This is a genomic window from Leucobacter sp. VD1 (genome assembly GCF_037150695.1).
Taxonomy (GTDB): Bacteria; Actinomycetota; Actinomycetes; order Actinomycetales; family Microbacteriaceae; genus Leucobacter.
In genome coordinates this window covers 314,392-329,746 of the sequence record NZ_JBBCPO010000003.1, presented here as the reverse complement: position 1 = coordinate 329,746, position 15,355 = coordinate 314,392, and the positions used below count along the sequence as shown (strand labels likewise).

Below are 15,355 nucleotides of genomic sequence, written 5' to 3'. Positions count from 1 at the left end.
CGAGACTACCGGCCAAGCCGTTCGGCGAGCCCAGCGGCGGCTTCGAGCACGAGCAGCGCCGCAAGCCGCACCGTGCGCCCGTCGGGGGCGTCGGCCGTCGCATCTACCTCGGCGATGTCGATGCCGCGAACCCGGGGGTCGGCGGCGAGCAGCCTCGTTGCGAGCCGCAGCTCGTCGGCGGTGATACCGCCGGGAATGGAAGCGGGGCAGCCCGGTGCCACGGAACGGTCGCACACATCAACATCGAGGTCGACGTGGATCGGCCCGCCTGCGGCACCCGCGACGGCGAGCGCCTCACCCACGATCTCAGCGAGGCTGCGGGTGCGCAGTTCGCTGCGGTGGATCACCGTGATGCCAAGCTCCTTCGCGCGCTGGCGGTAGGCGCGGGAGTTCGCGAAGTCGGCGATGCCGATCTGCACGATGCGGCTGGGGTCGAGGCCGAGCTCGACGAGGCGCCGCACCGGTGAGCCGTTGCTGCGACCGTCGCGCAGGTCGTGATGGGCGTCGAGTGTGATGAGACCGGCTGTTGCCAGATCGGCCCCCGCGACGCCGAGCGCGGCCGGCACGGTGAGGGCGTTGTCGCCGCCGAGGGCGACGAGCAGCTGCGCGGTTTCTGAGAGCTGTCGCACTCGCTCGGCTGCCAGCCGCTCGCCTTCTTCGGTGTCGGGGTCTGCGAGGTCGCCGGCGTCGATGATGCGCAGCGCTTCGTCGAGCACCAGTTCGGCTTCGTCGCCGCGTGCGTCGGGTGCACTCTCGGCGACGACGTGGCTGGAGTAGCGTCGCAGGGCGTCGCGCACCGCGGCGGGTGTCTCGTAGGCGTTCGTCGGGGAGAGCGAGGTCTGCGAGGTGGGGATGCCAACGAGCACAAGGTCGGCGGGGGTGCCGTCGGGTGCCGACCAGCCGCCTGTGCGGGGCCAGGAAGGGTCGTGCGAGAGGGCTGGAGGGGCGGGCGTTGCGTGGCTCATGCCTGCGAAGCTAACAGCTGCGGGTGCCGAAGTCTCCTCCCCGACATACTGCTGCTGTCTGTGATTCCAGATCTGAGATGATGAGCGGATCGAGTGTCTGGGGTTTCAGACAGGCGAATGGGGAAAGCTCTGGACCCGAGCCGCCGCGTGCGATGAGATCGAATCCATGAACGCGAACGCACCAGCAGCCACCTCCGTCATCCTCGGCGACGCTCCCCTCTCCGTCGGCGATGTCGTCTCGGTCGCCCGCCACAACGCACGGGTCGAGATCCCCGCCGCCGTCCTGGCCCGCGTCGCCGAAAGCCGCCGCATTATCGAAGACCTCGCCGGTGACACCCGCCCGCACTACGGCGTCTCAACAGGCTTTGGAGCCCTCGCGAAGGTGCAGATCCCCGTCGAGAAGCGGCAGCAGCTGCAGCGCAGCCTCATCCGTTCACACGCCGCAGGAACCGGCCCCGAAGTCGAGCGCGAAGTGGTGCGCGCTCTCATGCTGCTGCGCATCAACACACTCGCGTCGGGTCGCACGGGCGTGCGGCCCGAGGTCGTCGAGAGCTACGTCGCGATCCTCAACGCCGGCATCACCCCGGTGGTGCACGAGTACGGCTCGCTCGGTTGCTCGGGCGACCTCAGCCCCCTCGCCCACTGCGCACTCACCCTCATGGGTGAAGGATTCGTGCGGATCGGGCAAGATCCGCACCAGGCCCCGATCCCCGCCGCAGAGGCCCTCGCCACCGCCGGTATCGCACCGCTCGTGCTCGCCGAGAAAGAGGGCCTCGCCCTTATCAACGGCACCGACGGCATGCTCGGCATGCTCTGCCTCGCACTCCACGATCTCACCACGCTGCTGCACACCGCCGACGTCGCCGCCGCCGCGAGCGTCGAAGCACTCACCGGCACCGATGCTGTGTTCGCAGCAGACCTGCAGACCCTGCGTCCGCACCCTGGCCAGGCCGCAGCCGCAGCAAACATGCGCGCAGTGCTCGCCGGTTCGAATCTGATCCAGCGCCCCCGCGAGGGCGAGTTCACCCGCGTGCAAGACGCCTACTCGCTGCGCTGCTCCCCGCAGGTTCACGGCGCGGCGCGCGACACCGCCGACCACGCTGCCCGCGTAGCGGCCATCGAGCTGCGATCCGCTGTCGACAACCCAGTCGTCACGCTCGACGGCCGCGTCGAATCGAACGGCAACTTCCACGGGGCACCCGTCGCCTACGTGCTCGACTTCCTCGCCATCGCGGTCGCCGACCTGGCATCCATCAGCGAGCGACGCACCGACCGCTTCCTCGACGTGTCCCGGAATCACGGGCTGCCGCCCTTCCTCGCCGCCGACGCCGGCCTCGACTCGGGCCTGATGATCGCGCAGTACACCGCCGCCGGCATCGTCTCAGAATTGAAGCGCCTCGCCGCGCCGGCCTCGGTCGACTCGATTCCGTCGTCGGCGATGCAGGAGGACCACGTCTCGATGGGCTGGCATGCCGGCCGCAAGCTGCGTCGCGCGATCGATGGTCTGTCGCGGGTGCTCGCCATCGAACTGCTCGCATCCACCCGGGCACTCGACTTCCGCGCGCAAGATCACGAGGCGGGCTCCCCCGCAGCATCGACGGCTGCCGTGCACGCGCTCTTCCGCACGCGCATCCCGGCCCCCGACACCGACGAGTTCCTGTCGCCGAGCATCGCCGCAGCTCATGAGCTGGTGGCAACGGGAAGCGTGCTCGACGTCGTCGAAGCGCAGCTGGGCGCACCGCTCGCCTGAGCGTCTCTCGCTGCAGCGTCGCGGCACCCGCGCGAGACCGGAAAGGTAGGCTGCGAAGCATGGCCACTCCGAAGGTTCCCGCGGCGGATCACACGCTGCGCATCCTGAGCCTGCTGGCGGCATCGCGCGGGCCCCTGCCCGCCACCATGATCGCCGCCCAGCTCGGCATTCCGCGGTCGACCGTCTACCACCTGCTCTCGACGCTGCAAGAGCACGACTTCGTCATGCACCTGCCCGAGGAGAAGCGCTACGGGCTCGGGCTCGCCGCCGTGGCGCTCAGCTCGGCCTACGAGCGCCAGGAACCGCTCGCACGCATCGGTCGCCCGCTCATCGCCGCCCTCGTCGACAGGGTTCGGATGAGCGGGCACCTTGCGGTGCCTCATGGGCGAGACGTGCTCTACGTGATCGAGGAGCGCGCGCCTGGCGCTCCCCCGCTCATCACCGACGTCGACGTGCGTCTCCCGATGCATCTGACGGCCAGCGGCCGCGCCGTGCTGGCGGCGCTGCCGAAAGCACAGGCCCGCGCCCTCTTTCCCGATCAGCGCGCCTTCGTGCATCGGCACGAGTCCGGCGACGGCATCGACCGCTATTCTCGCCTGCGCGCGGTGCTCGATGAGACGGTGACGCGGGGCTTCGCCCTGGAGCGCGGATCGGTCACCTCGGGCCTCACTTCCGTGGGCGTGCCCGTGCTCGACCACCGGGGCTGGCCTGTCGCAGCCATCGCGGTGACGTTCCCCGACGAGCGCGTGCCCGAAGACCGCCTCCCCGAACTCGCAGCCGAGGTGCGGGGCGCTGCCGAGGTGCTTTCGACCCGCATCTACGGTCGACGCACCGCGAAGTAGCGGGCACCCGGGGCGCGAATCGCCCTAAACCTCGCGCACGCCCGCGCGCCAGACTGAGGCGGTGAGGGGCATGCCCGGCCGGTAGGCGAGGTGCGTCACCGAGGGCGCGTCGAGCAGCTGTAGGTCGGCGCGGGCGCCGGGTGCGATGGTGCCGACGCGGGCCTGGGCTGTGCCTCGCGGATCACGCCAGCCGTCTTCGTGCATGCCGAGCGCGATGGCACCGCCGAGGGTGGCCGCACGCACGGCCTCCTGGATCGTGAGACCCATCTGCAGCACTGCGGTCGCCACGCAGAAGCCCATCGAGCTCGTGTACGAAGTGCCGGGGTTGCAGTTCGACGCGATCGCGAGCACGGCGCCGGCGTCGAGCAGCGCACGGGCGGGGGCGAGCGGCATGCGCGTCGAGAGATCGCAGGCGGGCAGCACGGTCGCCACGGTGCCGCGACCATCGGCCCATGAGCTTGCGAGCGCTGAGATGTCGTCGTCGCTCAGGAAGCCGAGATGGTCGACGCTGAGCGAACGGTACTCCACAGCAAGCTGCGCACCGGGGCCGTGCCCCAGCTGGTTGCCGTGCACGCGGGTGGCGAGGCCCGCCTCGCGGGCGCTGTCGAGCACGCGCCGCGTGGCGGCTTCGTCGAAGGCGCCGGTCTCGCAGAACACGTCGACGGCGCTCACATACGGGGCGACGGCCTCGAGCATCGGCCCGGTGACGAGATCGAGATAGGAGAGCGGATCCTGCCCGGCCGGCACCACATGCGCCCCCAGGAATGTGACGGCTTCGACCTGCTCGCCGGCGACCCGTGCGGCACGTACCTCGTCTGCGACGGTGAGACCGTAGCCGGTTTTCGTCTCCAGGACGGTGGTGCCGCCGCGGCGCGCCTCGGCCACGAGACGGGCAAGATTCTGGGCGAGCGCTGCCTCGCTTGCGGCGCGGGTCGCTTCGACCGTCACGTTGATGCCGCCCGCGGCATACGCTTCACCGGCCATGCGCGCCTCGAACTCGGCGGTGCGATCCCCCGCGAAGACCATGTGGCTGTGCGAGTCGACCCAACCCGGAAGCACCGCCCGCCCGGCAGCGTCGACGCGCTCGTCAGCGGCGGGCGCCGCCGCAGCCGGGCCGAGCCACGCGATCCGCCCGCCCTCGACAACCACGGCGGCGTCGCGCACACGCCCACCCACCCCGTCGCCGAGGCCGGGGTCGTTGGTGGTCAGCTCGCCGATGTTGTCGATCAGCAGGGTCGGCGCGGCCGATGCGTGTGCTTCGCTCATGGCTTCACTCTCTCATTGTTGGTGGCGGATCGCCCCGCCCGGCCCCCTGCTACCAGGCCCGCTCGGTGTTGCGCACGGTCGGCGCGACGGGGATCCGCACCCCGCGCTCCTCCGCAACCTCGGCCGCTCGCTCGTAGCCTGCGTCGACGTGGCGGATCACGCCCATCCCTGGATCGTTGGTGAGCAGGCGCTCCAGCTTCTCGGCCGCGAGTTCGGTGCCGTCGGCCACCGAGACCTGACCGGTGTGGATGGAGCGGCCGATGCCGACTCCGCCGCCGTGGTGAATTGACACCCAGGTCGCGCCGGATGAGGTCGCGGTGAGCGCGTTGAGCAGAGGCCAGTCGGCGATCGCGTCTGAGCCATCGGCCATGGCCTCGGTCTCGCGGTAGGGCGATGCAACCGATCCCGAGTCGAGGTGGTCGCGGCCGATCACGATCGGGGCGCTCACTTTGCCCTCGGCGACGAGCCTGTTGAAGAGCAGGCCGGCCTGGTGCCGCTCGCCGTAGCCGAGCCAGCAGATGCGGGCGGGCAGCCCCTCGAACTCGACACGCTCAGCTGCGGCGTCGAGCCAGTGGTGCAGGTGCGTGTTTTCGGGGAAGAGCTCTTTGAGCGCCGCGTCGGTGACGCGAATGTCTTCAGGGTCGCCCGAGAGTGCCGCCCAGCGGAATGGGCCGAGCCCTTCGCAGAAGAGCGGTCGGATGTAGGCCGGCACGAAGCCGGGGAACTCGAAGGCGCGGTCGTAGCCGCCCTTGCGCGCCTCGTCGCGAATCGAGTTGCCGTAGTCGAACACCTCGGCGCCGGCATCCTGGAACTCGACCATGGCCTGCACGTGCGCGGCCATTGACGCCTGCGCGTCCTTCGTGAACTGCTCGGGGTCGGCCTCGGCGCGCTGCAGGCGTTCCTCGACCCGGTAGCCGATGGGCAGGTACGACAGCGGATCGTGGGCGCTGGTCTGGTCGGTGACGAGGTCAATGGAGACCTCGCCGGCCTGGTGGCGGCGCAGAATCTCGGGGAACACCTCTGCGGCGTTGCCGACGAGGCCGACCGACCAGCCGCGCTGCTCGTCTTTCGCCTGCTGCACCTTGGCGAGCGCCTCGTCGAGGTCTTCGACGACCTCGTCGAGGTAGCGCTTGCCGGCGCGGCGGTCGAGGCGGGTCTTGTCGACGTCGACGATGAGGCAGGCGCCGTCGTTCAGGGTGACGGCGAGGGGCTGCGCGCCGCCCATGCCGCCGCAGCCGCCGGTGAGGGTGATGGTGCCGGCGAGCGAGCCCTTACCCTCGACGGTCTCGATGCGCCCCTGGCCCTGCAGTTTGCGGCCGGCGGCGGCGAAGGTCTCGTAGGTGCCCTGCAGGATGCCCTGGGTGCCGATGTAGATCCACGAGCCCGCGGTCATCTGGCCGTACATCATGAGGCCCTCGGCCTCGAGCTTGCGGAACTCGGGCCACGTCGCCCAGTCGCCCACGAGGTTCGAGTTGGCGATGAGCACGCGGGGCGCCCACTTGTTCGTGCGGAACACTCCGACGGGCTTGCCCGATTGCACGAGCAGCGTCTCGTCCTCTTCGAGGTCGCGCAGAGTGTCGACGATTGCGTCGTAGGCCGCCCAGCTGCGGGCGGCGCGGCCGGTGCCGCCGTAGACGACGAGATCGTCAGGGCGCTCGGCAACCTCGGGGTCGAGGTTGTTCATGAGCATGCGGAGCGGGGCCTCGGTCTGCCAGCTCTTCGTGGAGATCTCAGAGCCGCGAGGGGCACGGACGGGGCGGGCGCCGGGAAGAGCCATGAGTGGTCCTTTCGTGGGGGTCGCGGAGCGATCCGCTGGTCTTCCCCTATTCCAGCGCGCTGCGCGGCCCGCGACAACGCGGTTCACAGTGCCTCTGTCTGGTATTACGGACATGGCGGATCGGGCGCTTCGCCCCTCCGCGCGCGCGAGCGCCCTGCCCAGTCGCGCTCACGCCCCGCAGCCCGAGCCGCAGATCGTATATGATCGGGAGATGTTCGCGCGCGATCGTCTCTCCCCCGGACTGCTCGCCGTACTGTCGTTCCTCGCCGCCGTCGGCCCCTTCGCGACCGACATGTACCTCGCGTCGTTCACGTCAATCGCTGCCGACCTCGGCGCTGCCCCGTCGTCTGTGCAGCTCACCCTCACCGCGTTCCTCATCGGCATGGGCCTCGGCCAGCTCCTGCTCGGCCCGCTCTCCGACCAGTGCGGCCGCCGCCCCGTGCTCGTGATCGCACTCGCCGTCTTCGCCGCATCGAGCATCGCGATGGTGTTCGCTCCCAACATCGCCGTCTTCGTCGCGCTCCGCGCCGTGCAGGGCATCTCGGGCTCTGCCGGGGTCGTCGTCTCCCGCGCGATCGCCGTCGATCTCACCCAGGGCGCCGACGCGATCCGCGCCATCAGCCTCATCGCGATGTTCGTCGGGCTTGGCCCGCTGCTCGCCCCTCCTGTGGGCGGTGCGATCCTCACCCTCGGCGACTGGCGCGCCGTGCTCGCAACGCTCGCAGCCATCGCCACCGCCATGTTCGCACTCGCGCTGATTCTCGTGCCCGAGTCGCTCCCCCGCGAGCACCGCACATCTTCAGGTGTGCGCACCGCGCTGCGAGGCTTCGGCAAGCTGCTCGCAAACCGCCGCTTTCTGCTGCTCAGCTGCGTCTTCGGCCTGGGCTTCGGCAGCATGATGGCCTACATTTCCGCCTCGCCCTTCGTGGGTCAAGCGGTGCTCGGCATGCCGCCCCTGCTGTACTCACTCGCCTTCGCAGCTGGCGCCTTCGCGATGATCCTCGCGAACCTCACCAACGCCAGACTCGCAGGAACCGTGCCCGCCACACGCATGCTGCTCATCGGCAGCGGCCTCTCCCTCGCCGCCGGCGCAACGCTCACCACCGCCGCACTCACCGACGCGCTCTCACCCCCGCTCTTCATCGTCTGCGCCTTTGCCCTCACCGGCGGCACCGGGCTCATCATGTCGAACGCGAGCGCTCTCGCCCTCAGCCTCGCCGAGACCTCGCGAGGAGCGGGATCCGCGCTGCTCGGGGCCAGCCAGTTCGCCGTCGGCGGCCTCGCGTCGCCCCTCGTCGGCGCTTGGGGCGAGCACACCGCCCTGCCGATGTCGTTGTTCGTGCTCACCGCCACGACCCTCGGGGGCATCGGCGCGCTCCTCTACCGTCGCGGCGCCTGAGCGCGCACCCAATCCGCACGCCCACACTCCTGCTGCGCGGGGCAGAAACGCCGGAGGGGCGGATCAGCATCAGCTGATCCGCCCCTCCCGTCTGCGCCGCGCAGCGCGCCTGCGCAGACTCAGCTCAACCCGAGCTCGATCTTCGCGCCGGGAATCGCAGCGAGCAGGTTCTTCGTGTACTCCTGCTGCGGGTTCTCGAACACCTCAGCAGTCGTTGCCTGCTCCACGATGCGGCCCTGCTGCATCACGCACACCCTGTCGGCGATGAGTCGCACCACCGCGAGATCGTGAGTGATAAACAGATACGTCAGCCCCAGCTCTTGCTGCAGCTCGGCGAGCAGATCGAGGATCTGCGCCTGCACCAGCACGTCGAGCGCCGAGACAGCCTCGTCGAGCACGAGAATGTCGGGCTTCAGCGCGAGACCACGTGCGACGGCGACGCGCTGCCGCTGCCCGCCCGAGAGCTCGTTCGGATAGCGGGTGGCGAGCTCGCGCGGCAACGCGACCTGGTCGAGCAGTTCGAACATGCGCGCCTTCCGGCTCGCAGTATCGCCAACGTTGTGGATTTTCAGCGGCTCCATGATCGTGTTGCCGATGTTGTGCAGCGGATCAAGCGAACCGTAGGGATCCTGGAAGACGGGCTGCAGGGTGCGCCGCAGATCGAACAACTTGCGCCCTGACAGCGTCGCAGTCTCTTCACCGCCGATGCGGATCGAACCCGTCGTGGGCTTCTCCAGCTGCAGCACCATCTTCGCGATCGTAGATTTGCCCGACCCCGACTCGCCCACGAGCGCCATCGTCTCACCGCGGTTCACGGTGAAGGAGGCGTCGGAGACGGCGTGGAAATCTTCAGAACCGAAGTTGCCCTTTCGGATCTTGTAGACCTTGCCGAGCCCCTGCACCTCGATCATGGGTTCGCCGTGCTTCACCGTGGGCTTCTCGCTCTCGGCCAGGGCCGCAAGATCGAAACTCTCGGTGGGTGCCGCCGGCACCACAGCGTCGGAGCCGATTCGCCGCGAGGCGAGGCTCGGCGCAGCCGAAACGAGGCGTTTGGTGTAGGGATGCTGCGGATGCTGCAGAATCTCACGGCTCGGACCCGACTCGACGATGTTGCCCTTGTACATGACAATCAGCTTCTCGGCGCGCTCGGCAGCAAGGCCGAGGTCGTGCGTGATGAACACGACGGCGGTGCCGAGCTGCTCGGTCATCGAGGAGAGGTGATCGAGCACCACGCGCTGCACGGTGACATCGAGCGCCGAAGTGGGCTCGTCGGCGATCAGCAGTTGCGGATTCGCGGCAAGACCGATGCCGATGAGCGCGCGCTGCTTCATACCGCCCGAGAACTGGTGAGGGTACTGCTTCATGCGCTGCTCGGCGTTCTGCAGACCTGCCTGTTCGAGCACCTCGACGGCGCGCTGCTTGACCTCCTTGCGACCCTTCGCCAGCCCGTTGGCGCGGATCGCCTCTTCCACCTGGAAGCCGACCGACCACACCGGGTTGAGGTTCGACATGGGATCCTGCGGCACGAGGCCGATCTCACGCCCGCGGATCGACTCCATATCGCGTCGACCGATGCCCACGAGCTCGCGCCCGTTCCACTGCACCGAGCCGCCGGTAGTGCGGCCGGTGCCCGGCAGCAGGTTGATGACGGCGTGCATGGTCGTCGACTTGCCGGATCCCGACTCGCCCACGATCGCAACGGTCTCGCCCGGGTACACGTCGAAGGAGATGCCGTGCAGCACCTCGTTCGGCTGCTTCTTCGTGCCGAACGCGACCCGCAGATCGCGCACGCTCAGCAGCGGCTTGGCGGCCTGCTCGTATTGATTGGCTGCGCTCATCGACGGGCCCTCGCCTTCGGGTCAAGCGCATCGCGCACAACTTCGCCGAGCAGGATGAACCCCAGCACGGTGACCGTGAGCGCGAGCGACGGATAGATGAGGGGCATGGGGTCGGTGCGCAACGAAAGCTGCGCGGCGCTGATGTCGTTGCCCCAGCTGATGAACTGCCCGGGTGGCAGGCCGACCCCGAGGAACGAAAGCGTCGCCTCGGCCACGATGGCCGAAGACAGCGAGAGCGTGGTCACCACGATGGCCGGTGCGAGTGCGTTCGGCAGAACGTGCCGCACGAGCGTTGCGAAGCGCGACAGGCCGAGCGACTCGGCAGCCATCACGAAGTCGGCGTTCTTCACCCTCAGAATCTCACTGCGCACGATGCGCGCGGTGATCGGCCACGAGAAGCCGCCGATCGCGAAGGCGATCACGAGCGGGTTGCGGTACTCCTGCATGACGCTCATCACGACGACAGCGGCGAGGATGTAGGGGATCGAGAAGAAGATGTCGCCGATCCGCGAGAGCACGGTGTCGAGCGCTCCGCCGAAGAACCCGGCGAGCGCGCCCATAACGGTGCCCACCACGAAGGTGATGGTGATCACGATGAGACCCACCGAGACGGAGGTCGATGCGCCGTAGATGATGCGCGCATAGACGTCGTACCCCTGCTTCGTGAAGCCGAGCGGGTGCCCTGCGGTGGGGGCGCCGTTGGAGTTCGCGAGGGAACTGGCTCGCGGATCCACCTGGGTGAACATGCCAGGGAAGAGCGCGACCAGCGCGACCACCAGGATGATCACCACCGAGATCCAGAACATGGGTCGGCGCCGCATATCGCGCCAGGCGTCGAGCCAGAGGTTCGACTTCTTCTCCTTGATGCGCACCGCATCGACGGGAACAACAGGGGTTTCGTCGACCGGAGCGACGAAGTGCTCGATCGGAGGGCGCACGCTGCGCCCGGGCTGGGACTGGTTCTGCGAATCAGGCATAGCGGATCCTCGGATCGAGCACGGCGTAGAGCAGGTCGACGACCAGGTTCACGCCGAGGTAGATGAGCACCATCACGGTGACGAAGGAGACGACCGTGGCGTTCTCGCCCTTCAGAATGGCCTGGAAGAGCACGTTGCCAACGCCGGGCACGTTGAAGATGCCCTCGGTGACCGTCGCGCCGACCATGAGCACGCCGAAGTCTGTTGCGGTGTTGGTGATCGTCGGAATGAGGGAGTTGCGCAGCACGTGCACGGGGATGACCCGGCGGCGGCTGAGCCCTTTCGCGTAGGCCGTGCGCACGAAGTCCTGGTTGAGCGTGTCGATCACGGAGGCGCGCGTGAGGCGCATGCTCGTGGCGTACAGGCTCACGCCCAGCACAATTGCGGGCAGCAGCAAATCTTGCACCGGAGCGCCCGAACTCACCGTGGGCTTGAACCACCCCAGTTTGAGGCCGAGGCCGAACTGCGCGATGAATGCGATCACGAAGATCGGGATGCTCATAAACAGCAGGCCGATGATGAGGTTGACGTTGTCAAACAGCTTGCCCTTGCGCAGCCCCGAGAAGAGGCCGATGACCACGGCGAGCACGAGCTCGATGGCAATCGCCATCGCGGCGAGCTTGATCGTCACCGGGAAGGTGCGGGCGAGGATCTGCGAGACCGGCTCCCCCGAGAAGCTGACGCCGAAGTCGCCGACGAAAATGCCCTTGAGGTAGAGCAGGTACTGCACGATGAACGGCTGATCGAGATGGTACTGCGCGCGCACGCGCTCAAGCACCGCTTCGCTCGGCTGCTTGTCGCCGAACATTGCGGCGATGGGATCGCCCGGCATCGCAAAGACCATGAAGTAGATGAGGAAGGTGGTTCCCAGCAGCACCGGGATCACCTGCAGCAGACGGAAGAGGATGTATCTCAGCACGAGCTGGTTCCTCCCCGTTCGGTGTGGGTTGACATGTTGCGTATTCTCTCGCAATTAGGCGGAAACACGAAGCCGAGAACTGCAGCGTTCTCGGTTCGGAAGAAAAGGGCCGCTCGGCGCACCGCGCCGAGACGAGGCGAGGGCCCCGGGTCTGAGACCCGGGGCCCTCGCTAAGGGTTACTTCTTGGTGATCTCGTTGAAGATCGGCACCGAGTTCCAACCGAACGCGACGTTGTCGACGTTCTCCGAGAACCCACCGGTGGTGCCCTGATACCAGAGCGGGATGGAGGGCATGTCCTCGAGGAGCATCTCCTGCGCCTCGTTCAGCATCTTGTTGCGGGCCTCGTGGTCGCTCTGCTGCACGGCCTCATCGAGCTTCGCGTCGAACGCGGGGTTCGAGTAGAAGCCGTGGTTCGAGCTGGCACCCGTGTAGTAGAGGGGCTGCAGGTAGTTGTAGGCACCCGGGTAGTCGCCCTGCCAGCCGGCACGGAACGGACCGCCGACGACGTCGGCCTCACGGTCGTCGAGGAAGGCTGCGAAGGTCGGGTAGAGCTTCGGAGCGGCCGAGACGCCGAGGTTGGTGGCCCACTGGTTGGCCACAGCCTCAACCCACACCTGGTGGGGGCCGTCGGAGTTCGTGGCGACCTCGATGGTGCCCTCGTAGGGGCTGATGGCGTCTGCCTGAGCCCACAGCTTCTTGGCCTCGTCGAGGTTGAACTCGAGCTTCTCCTTACCGGCGAGGTCGTCGGCGTAGCCGTCGACCACGGGCGAGGTGAAGTCGACCGCGGGAACGTTGGTGCCCTCGAAGATCACGTCGATGATCTCCTCGCGGTCCACAGCCATCGAGAGCGCGGCGCGGCGCAGCTTGCCCTCTTCGTCCATGCCGAAGTGCGGCAGGCTGGTCGAGATGGCGAGGGTGGTGGTGAGAGCGCCGGCCTGGTTGATGGCGCGGTCACCCAGCTCGTCCTGGAACACCGCGAAGGAGGTGTCGGGGATCTGGTCGAGCACGTCGAGGTTGCCGGCGAGCAGATCGGTGTAGGCGGCGTCGAGCGAGGCGTAGACCTTGAACTCGATGCCGTCGTTCGCGACCTCACGCGGGCCGACGTAGGTGTCGTTCTTCACGAGGCTGATCGACTCGTCGTGCTTCCAGGCGCCTTCGCCGTCGAGCTTGTAGAGGCCGTTGCCGATCGGGTTCTGGCCGAAGGCCTCCATGTCCTCGAATGCGACGTCGGGCAGCGGGTAATACGCCGAGTAACCGAGACGGTCCGGGAAATCGGGCGAAGCCTCAATGGTGAAGGTGTGGTCGTCGACGACCTTCAGGCCCTCCATGGCCTCGACCGGATCGGTCTCGCTAAAGCCCTTGATAGCGCTGAAGAAGTACTGGTTGCCCAGCGCGTTGTCGACGTTCGCAGCGTAGTTCCAGGCGTCCACGAAGTTGTGGGCGAGCACGGGGGTACCGTCGGAGAAGACCGCGTCGTCGCGGAGCTTCACCTCCCACAGGGTGTTGGTGTCGTTCATGGGCTCGATCGACTCGGCAACGCCCATCTGGGTCACGCCGTCGGCATCGTAGTAAACGAGGCCTTCCCAGAGCGAATCGACGACCTTGCCGCCGCCGACCTCGGTGGTGTCCGCCGGGATCAGGCCCTTCTGGGGCTCGGTGTTATTGACGGTGATGATGCCGCCGGCTGCGGCCTCGCCGCCGCCGTTCGAGCCGCCGCCGGTGCAACCGGAGAGCGCAAGCGCGCCCGCCGCCGCCAGAGCGATGAACCCGAAGCCAATCTTGGATCGCTTCACGAGGTTTCCTCCTTGAAATGTTCCATCCGGTCAGGGCACGCCGATGTGGCTTCCGCCCCGGATGAATTCGAAATGACCTCCCCAGCCTAACGACAGCCGGGGAGGCGTCTGCGCAAAACAGTGTCTGTAACGGCATCGTGATGGAGGTCTGTAGGAGTCCGAGAATCTTCTTCCATACTTCGCGGGCAGAACTGTACGAAATCGACATGTTCCTGGGAGATTGCGCCGCGAACAGAGCCATTGCCGCACCTACACCGTCTCCGGGCCTTCGCTCTCTATACGCTGGTGCGGTGACGCAACCTCAATCTCCGGCGCGGCTGCGCTGGGAACTCGGCATCGTGCTCGCGCTCTCCTTCGGGGCCTCGGGTGTGTATGCGGTGGTGACTATCATCGAGCGCCTAACGCGCGAGGCCGCGCTCAGCGCGCAGACGGCCACGATCAACCGGCCTCTCGCCGAGAGCCCCGTCTTCGATCTGATCTACCAACTGCTCGGCTTCACCTTCGGGCTCGCGCCGGTTGCGCTCGTGGTCTTCTTGCTCTGGCGCGACCGACGCCCCCATCTCGGGAGGCTCGGGCTGGGCACCCCCACCCGCCCGGGCGGCCCGCGGCGCGGCTGGTGGCTGCGCGAGAGCGGCGCTGGTGTTGCGCTGGCAGCGCTGATCGGCGTGCCCGGGCTGGGGTTCTATCTGTTTGCGAGGTGGATCGGCATCAACACGACGGTGGTGCCGACAGCCCTCGATGCCTTCTGGTGGACGGTACCGGTGCTCGTGCTGCAAGCACTCAGGGCCGCCCTCGGCGAGGAGCTGATCGTGGTCGCCTACTTCTTCGACAGGATGCGCAGTCTGGGCGTCGGGCCAGTCGCGACGGTAATCGCGAGCGCGCTGCTGCGCGGCAGCTACCACCTGTACCAGGGCTTTGGCGGCTTCATCGGCAACGTGGTGATGGGCCTCGTCTTCGGCTGGGCGTACCAGCGATGGGGCCGGTCCCTCCCGTTGATCGTGGCCCACTGGATCCTCGACATCGTCAGCTTCGTGGGCTACCCGCTCGCCGTAGCACTCTGGCCGGCACTGTTCGCCGGATAGCGCGAAACGATGCTCAGCGGATCGTGCGCACCCAGGCGTCCGTGAGCCCCCACACCTCGTCGTAGAGTTCGGGAGCCGCAGCACAGCGCGTGGCGGGCTTGCGCACGACATAGCCTGCGTCGGTCTTCGTGGCACCCCAGCCCTCGCGCATCGCGGCGCACGAGTCCGGGAACGACGACAGCAGGTCCGAGGTGAGCACGAGATTCACGCCGTCAGGGATATTGAAGTTGACGGGACCGAAGCGCTGCGAGATCTGCGAGGTCGCGTTCCAGGGTCCGATCGCCATGTCGTAGGTCGGCCCGACGTCGACGGTGGGCGGGCCGCTGGGCTGCGACGTCGACGTGTCATCGTCATCGTTTGTGGTCTTGGGCTTCGCCGGGGAGGTCGTCTTCGGCGTCTGCGTGGGAGTCGCGTCGGTCGCGGGCTGCGGCGTTTCCTGGGGGCCCCGAGCGAGGTTCAGAATCATGATCGATGCGATGAGCGCCAGCACGGCGACGATACCGACGACGATCCAGGGCTTCGCGCGAGCGGCGCGATCGCCGGATCCGTCGCCCGGATCAGCCGGGGAGGTGCGCTTGCTCGCGGGGAGCTGGGAGGTGCGTACCCGCTCTGCCTGCTCGTACGCCAGACGCTCGCGGGCGGGGACCGGCGCCGGTGCAGACTCGTGAGCGTCGTTCTTCGACGACGCTCCGAACAGCTCCTCGAATGGGTCTCTATTCACGACACCAGCCTAGCCACAACCACCC

Annotated in this window: 12 protein-coding genes; 4 read left to right on the top strand and 8 right to left on the bottom strand. The window is 67.8% G+C overall.

What is annotated here, in order from left to right; genetic code table 11:
- Positions 1-5: 5 nt before the first annotated feature.
- Positions 6-965, bottom strand: coding sequence for an arginase family protein (locus tag WFL22_RS10525; RefSeq protein ID WP_336992728.1), 960 nt, complete (start codon positions 963-965; stop codon positions 6-8).
- 166 nt (positions 966-1,131) lie between these two features.
- Between WFL22_RS10525 and hutH the strand changes: the two genes are divergently transcribed.
- Complete coding sequence (gene hutH / locus WFL22_RS10520; RefSeq protein WP_336992727.1) at positions 1,132-2,715, top strand: histidine ammonia-lyase; 1,584 nt, start codon at positions 1,132-1,134, stop codon at positions 2,713-2,715.
- Between the two features lie 59 nt (positions 2,716-2,774).
- The gene (locus tag WFL22_RS10515; RefSeq protein ID WP_336992725.1) at positions 2,775-3,557 is read left to right on the top strand and encodes an IclR family transcriptional regulator; all 783 of its coding nucleotides are present in this window, start codon (positions 2,775-2,777) and stop codon (positions 3,555-3,557) included.
- Positions 3,558-3,581: 24 nt separating this feature from the next.
- Here WFL22_RS10515 and hutI read toward each other — a convergent pair whose 3' ends face one another.
- Both hutI and WFL22_RS10505 read right to left on the bottom strand, forming a co-directional pair.
- Positions 3,582-4,823, bottom strand: a complete 1,242-nt coding sequence (hutI, locus tag WFL22_RS10510; RefSeq protein WP_336992724.1) for an imidazolonepropionase — start codon at positions 4,821-4,823, stop codon at positions 3,582-3,584.
- A gap of 49 nt (positions 4,824-4,872) precedes the next feature.
- Entirely contained in the window at positions 4,873-6,600 is a 1,728-nt protein-coding gene (locus tag WFL22_RS10505) for a urocanate hydratase (protein ID WP_336992723.1), read from the bottom strand.
- Between the two features lie 211 nt (positions 6,601-6,811).
- Between WFL22_RS10505 and WFL22_RS10500 the strand changes: the two genes are divergently transcribed.
- Positions 6,812-7,999, top strand: coding sequence for a multidrug effflux MFS transporter (locus tag WFL22_RS10500; protein ID WP_336992721.1), 1,188 nt, complete (start codon positions 6,812-6,814; stop codon positions 7,997-7,999).
- A 119-nt stretch (positions 8,000-8,118) separates the two neighbouring features.
- Here the strand turns inward: WFL22_RS10500 and WFL22_RS10495 are convergent, their stop codons facing one another.
- The 4 genes from WFL22_RS10495 to WFL22_RS10480 form a co-directional block, all read right to left on the bottom strand.
- Complete coding sequence (locus WFL22_RS10495; protein WP_336992719.1) at positions 8,119-9,837, bottom strand: ABC transporter ATP-binding protein; 1,719 nt, start codon at positions 9,835-9,837, stop codon at positions 8,119-8,121.
- Positions 9,834-10,814, bottom strand: a complete 981-nt coding sequence (locus WFL22_RS10490) for an ABC transporter permease (RefSeq protein ID WP_336651943.1) — start codon at positions 10,812-10,814, stop codon at positions 9,834-9,836. Before WFL22_RS10490 ends, WFL22_RS10495 begins: the two co-directional genes overlap by 4 nt.
- Entirely contained in the window at positions 10,807-11,733 is a 927-nt protein-coding gene (locus WFL22_RS10485; protein ID WP_336651944.1) for an ABC transporter permease, read from the bottom strand. The genes WFL22_RS10490 and WFL22_RS10485 overlap by 8 nt, the downstream gene beginning before the upstream one ends.
- 177 nt (positions 11,734-11,910) lie before the next feature.
- A complete protein-coding gene (locus tag WFL22_RS10480) occupies positions 11,911-13,527 on the bottom strand; it encodes a peptide ABC transporter substrate-binding protein (protein ID WP_336992718.1) in 1,617 nt (538 codons plus the stop codon).
- Positions 13,528-13,817: 290 nt separating this feature from the next.
- Here WFL22_RS10480 and WFL22_RS10475 point away from each other — a divergent pair, with 290 nt between their 5' ends.
- Entirely contained in the window at positions 13,818-14,609 is a 792-nt protein-coding gene (locus WFL22_RS10475) for a CPBP family intramembrane glutamic endopeptidase (RefSeq protein ID WP_336992717.1), read from the top strand.
- Between the two features lie 13 nt (positions 14,610-14,622).
- Here WFL22_RS10475 and WFL22_RS10470 read toward each other — a convergent pair whose 3' ends face one another.
- A complete protein-coding gene (locus WFL22_RS10470; protein ID WP_336992716.1) occupies positions 14,623-15,330 on the bottom strand; it encodes a hypothetical protein in 708 nt (235 codons plus the stop codon).
- Between the last annotated feature and the right edge of the window lie 25 nt (positions 15,331-15,355).

Coding starts and splice junctions, on each gene's coding strand:
- WFL22_RS10525 (WP_336992728.1), bottom strand. CDS start 965: ATGAGCCACGCAACGCCCGCCCCTCCAGCCCTCTCGCACGACCCTTCC.
- hutH (WP_336992727.1), top strand. CDS start 1,132: ATGAACGCGAACGCACCAGCAGCCACCTCCGTCATCCTCGGCGACGCT.
- WFL22_RS10515 (WP_336992725.1), top strand. CDS start 2,775: ATGGCCACTCCGAAGGTTCCCGCGGCGGATCACACGCTGCGCATCCTG.
- hutI (WP_336992724.1), bottom strand. CDS start 4,823: ATGAGCGAAGCACACGCATCGGCCGCGCCGACCCTGCTGATCGACAAC.
- WFL22_RS10505 (WP_336992723.1), bottom strand. CDS start 6,600: ATGGCTCTTCCCGGCGCCCGCCCCGTCCGTGCCCCTCGCGGCTCTGAG.
- WFL22_RS10500 (WP_336992721.1), top strand. CDS start 6,812: ATGTTCGCGCGCGATCGTCTCTCCCCCGGACTGCTCGCCGTACTGTCG.
- WFL22_RS10495 (WP_336992719.1), bottom strand. CDS start 9,837: ATGAGCGCAGCCAATCAATACGAGCAGGCCGCCAAGCCGCTGCTGAGC.
- WFL22_RS10490 (WP_336651943.1), bottom strand. CDS start 10,814: ATGCCTGATTCGCAGAACCAGTCCCAGCCCGGGCGCAGCGTGCGCCCT.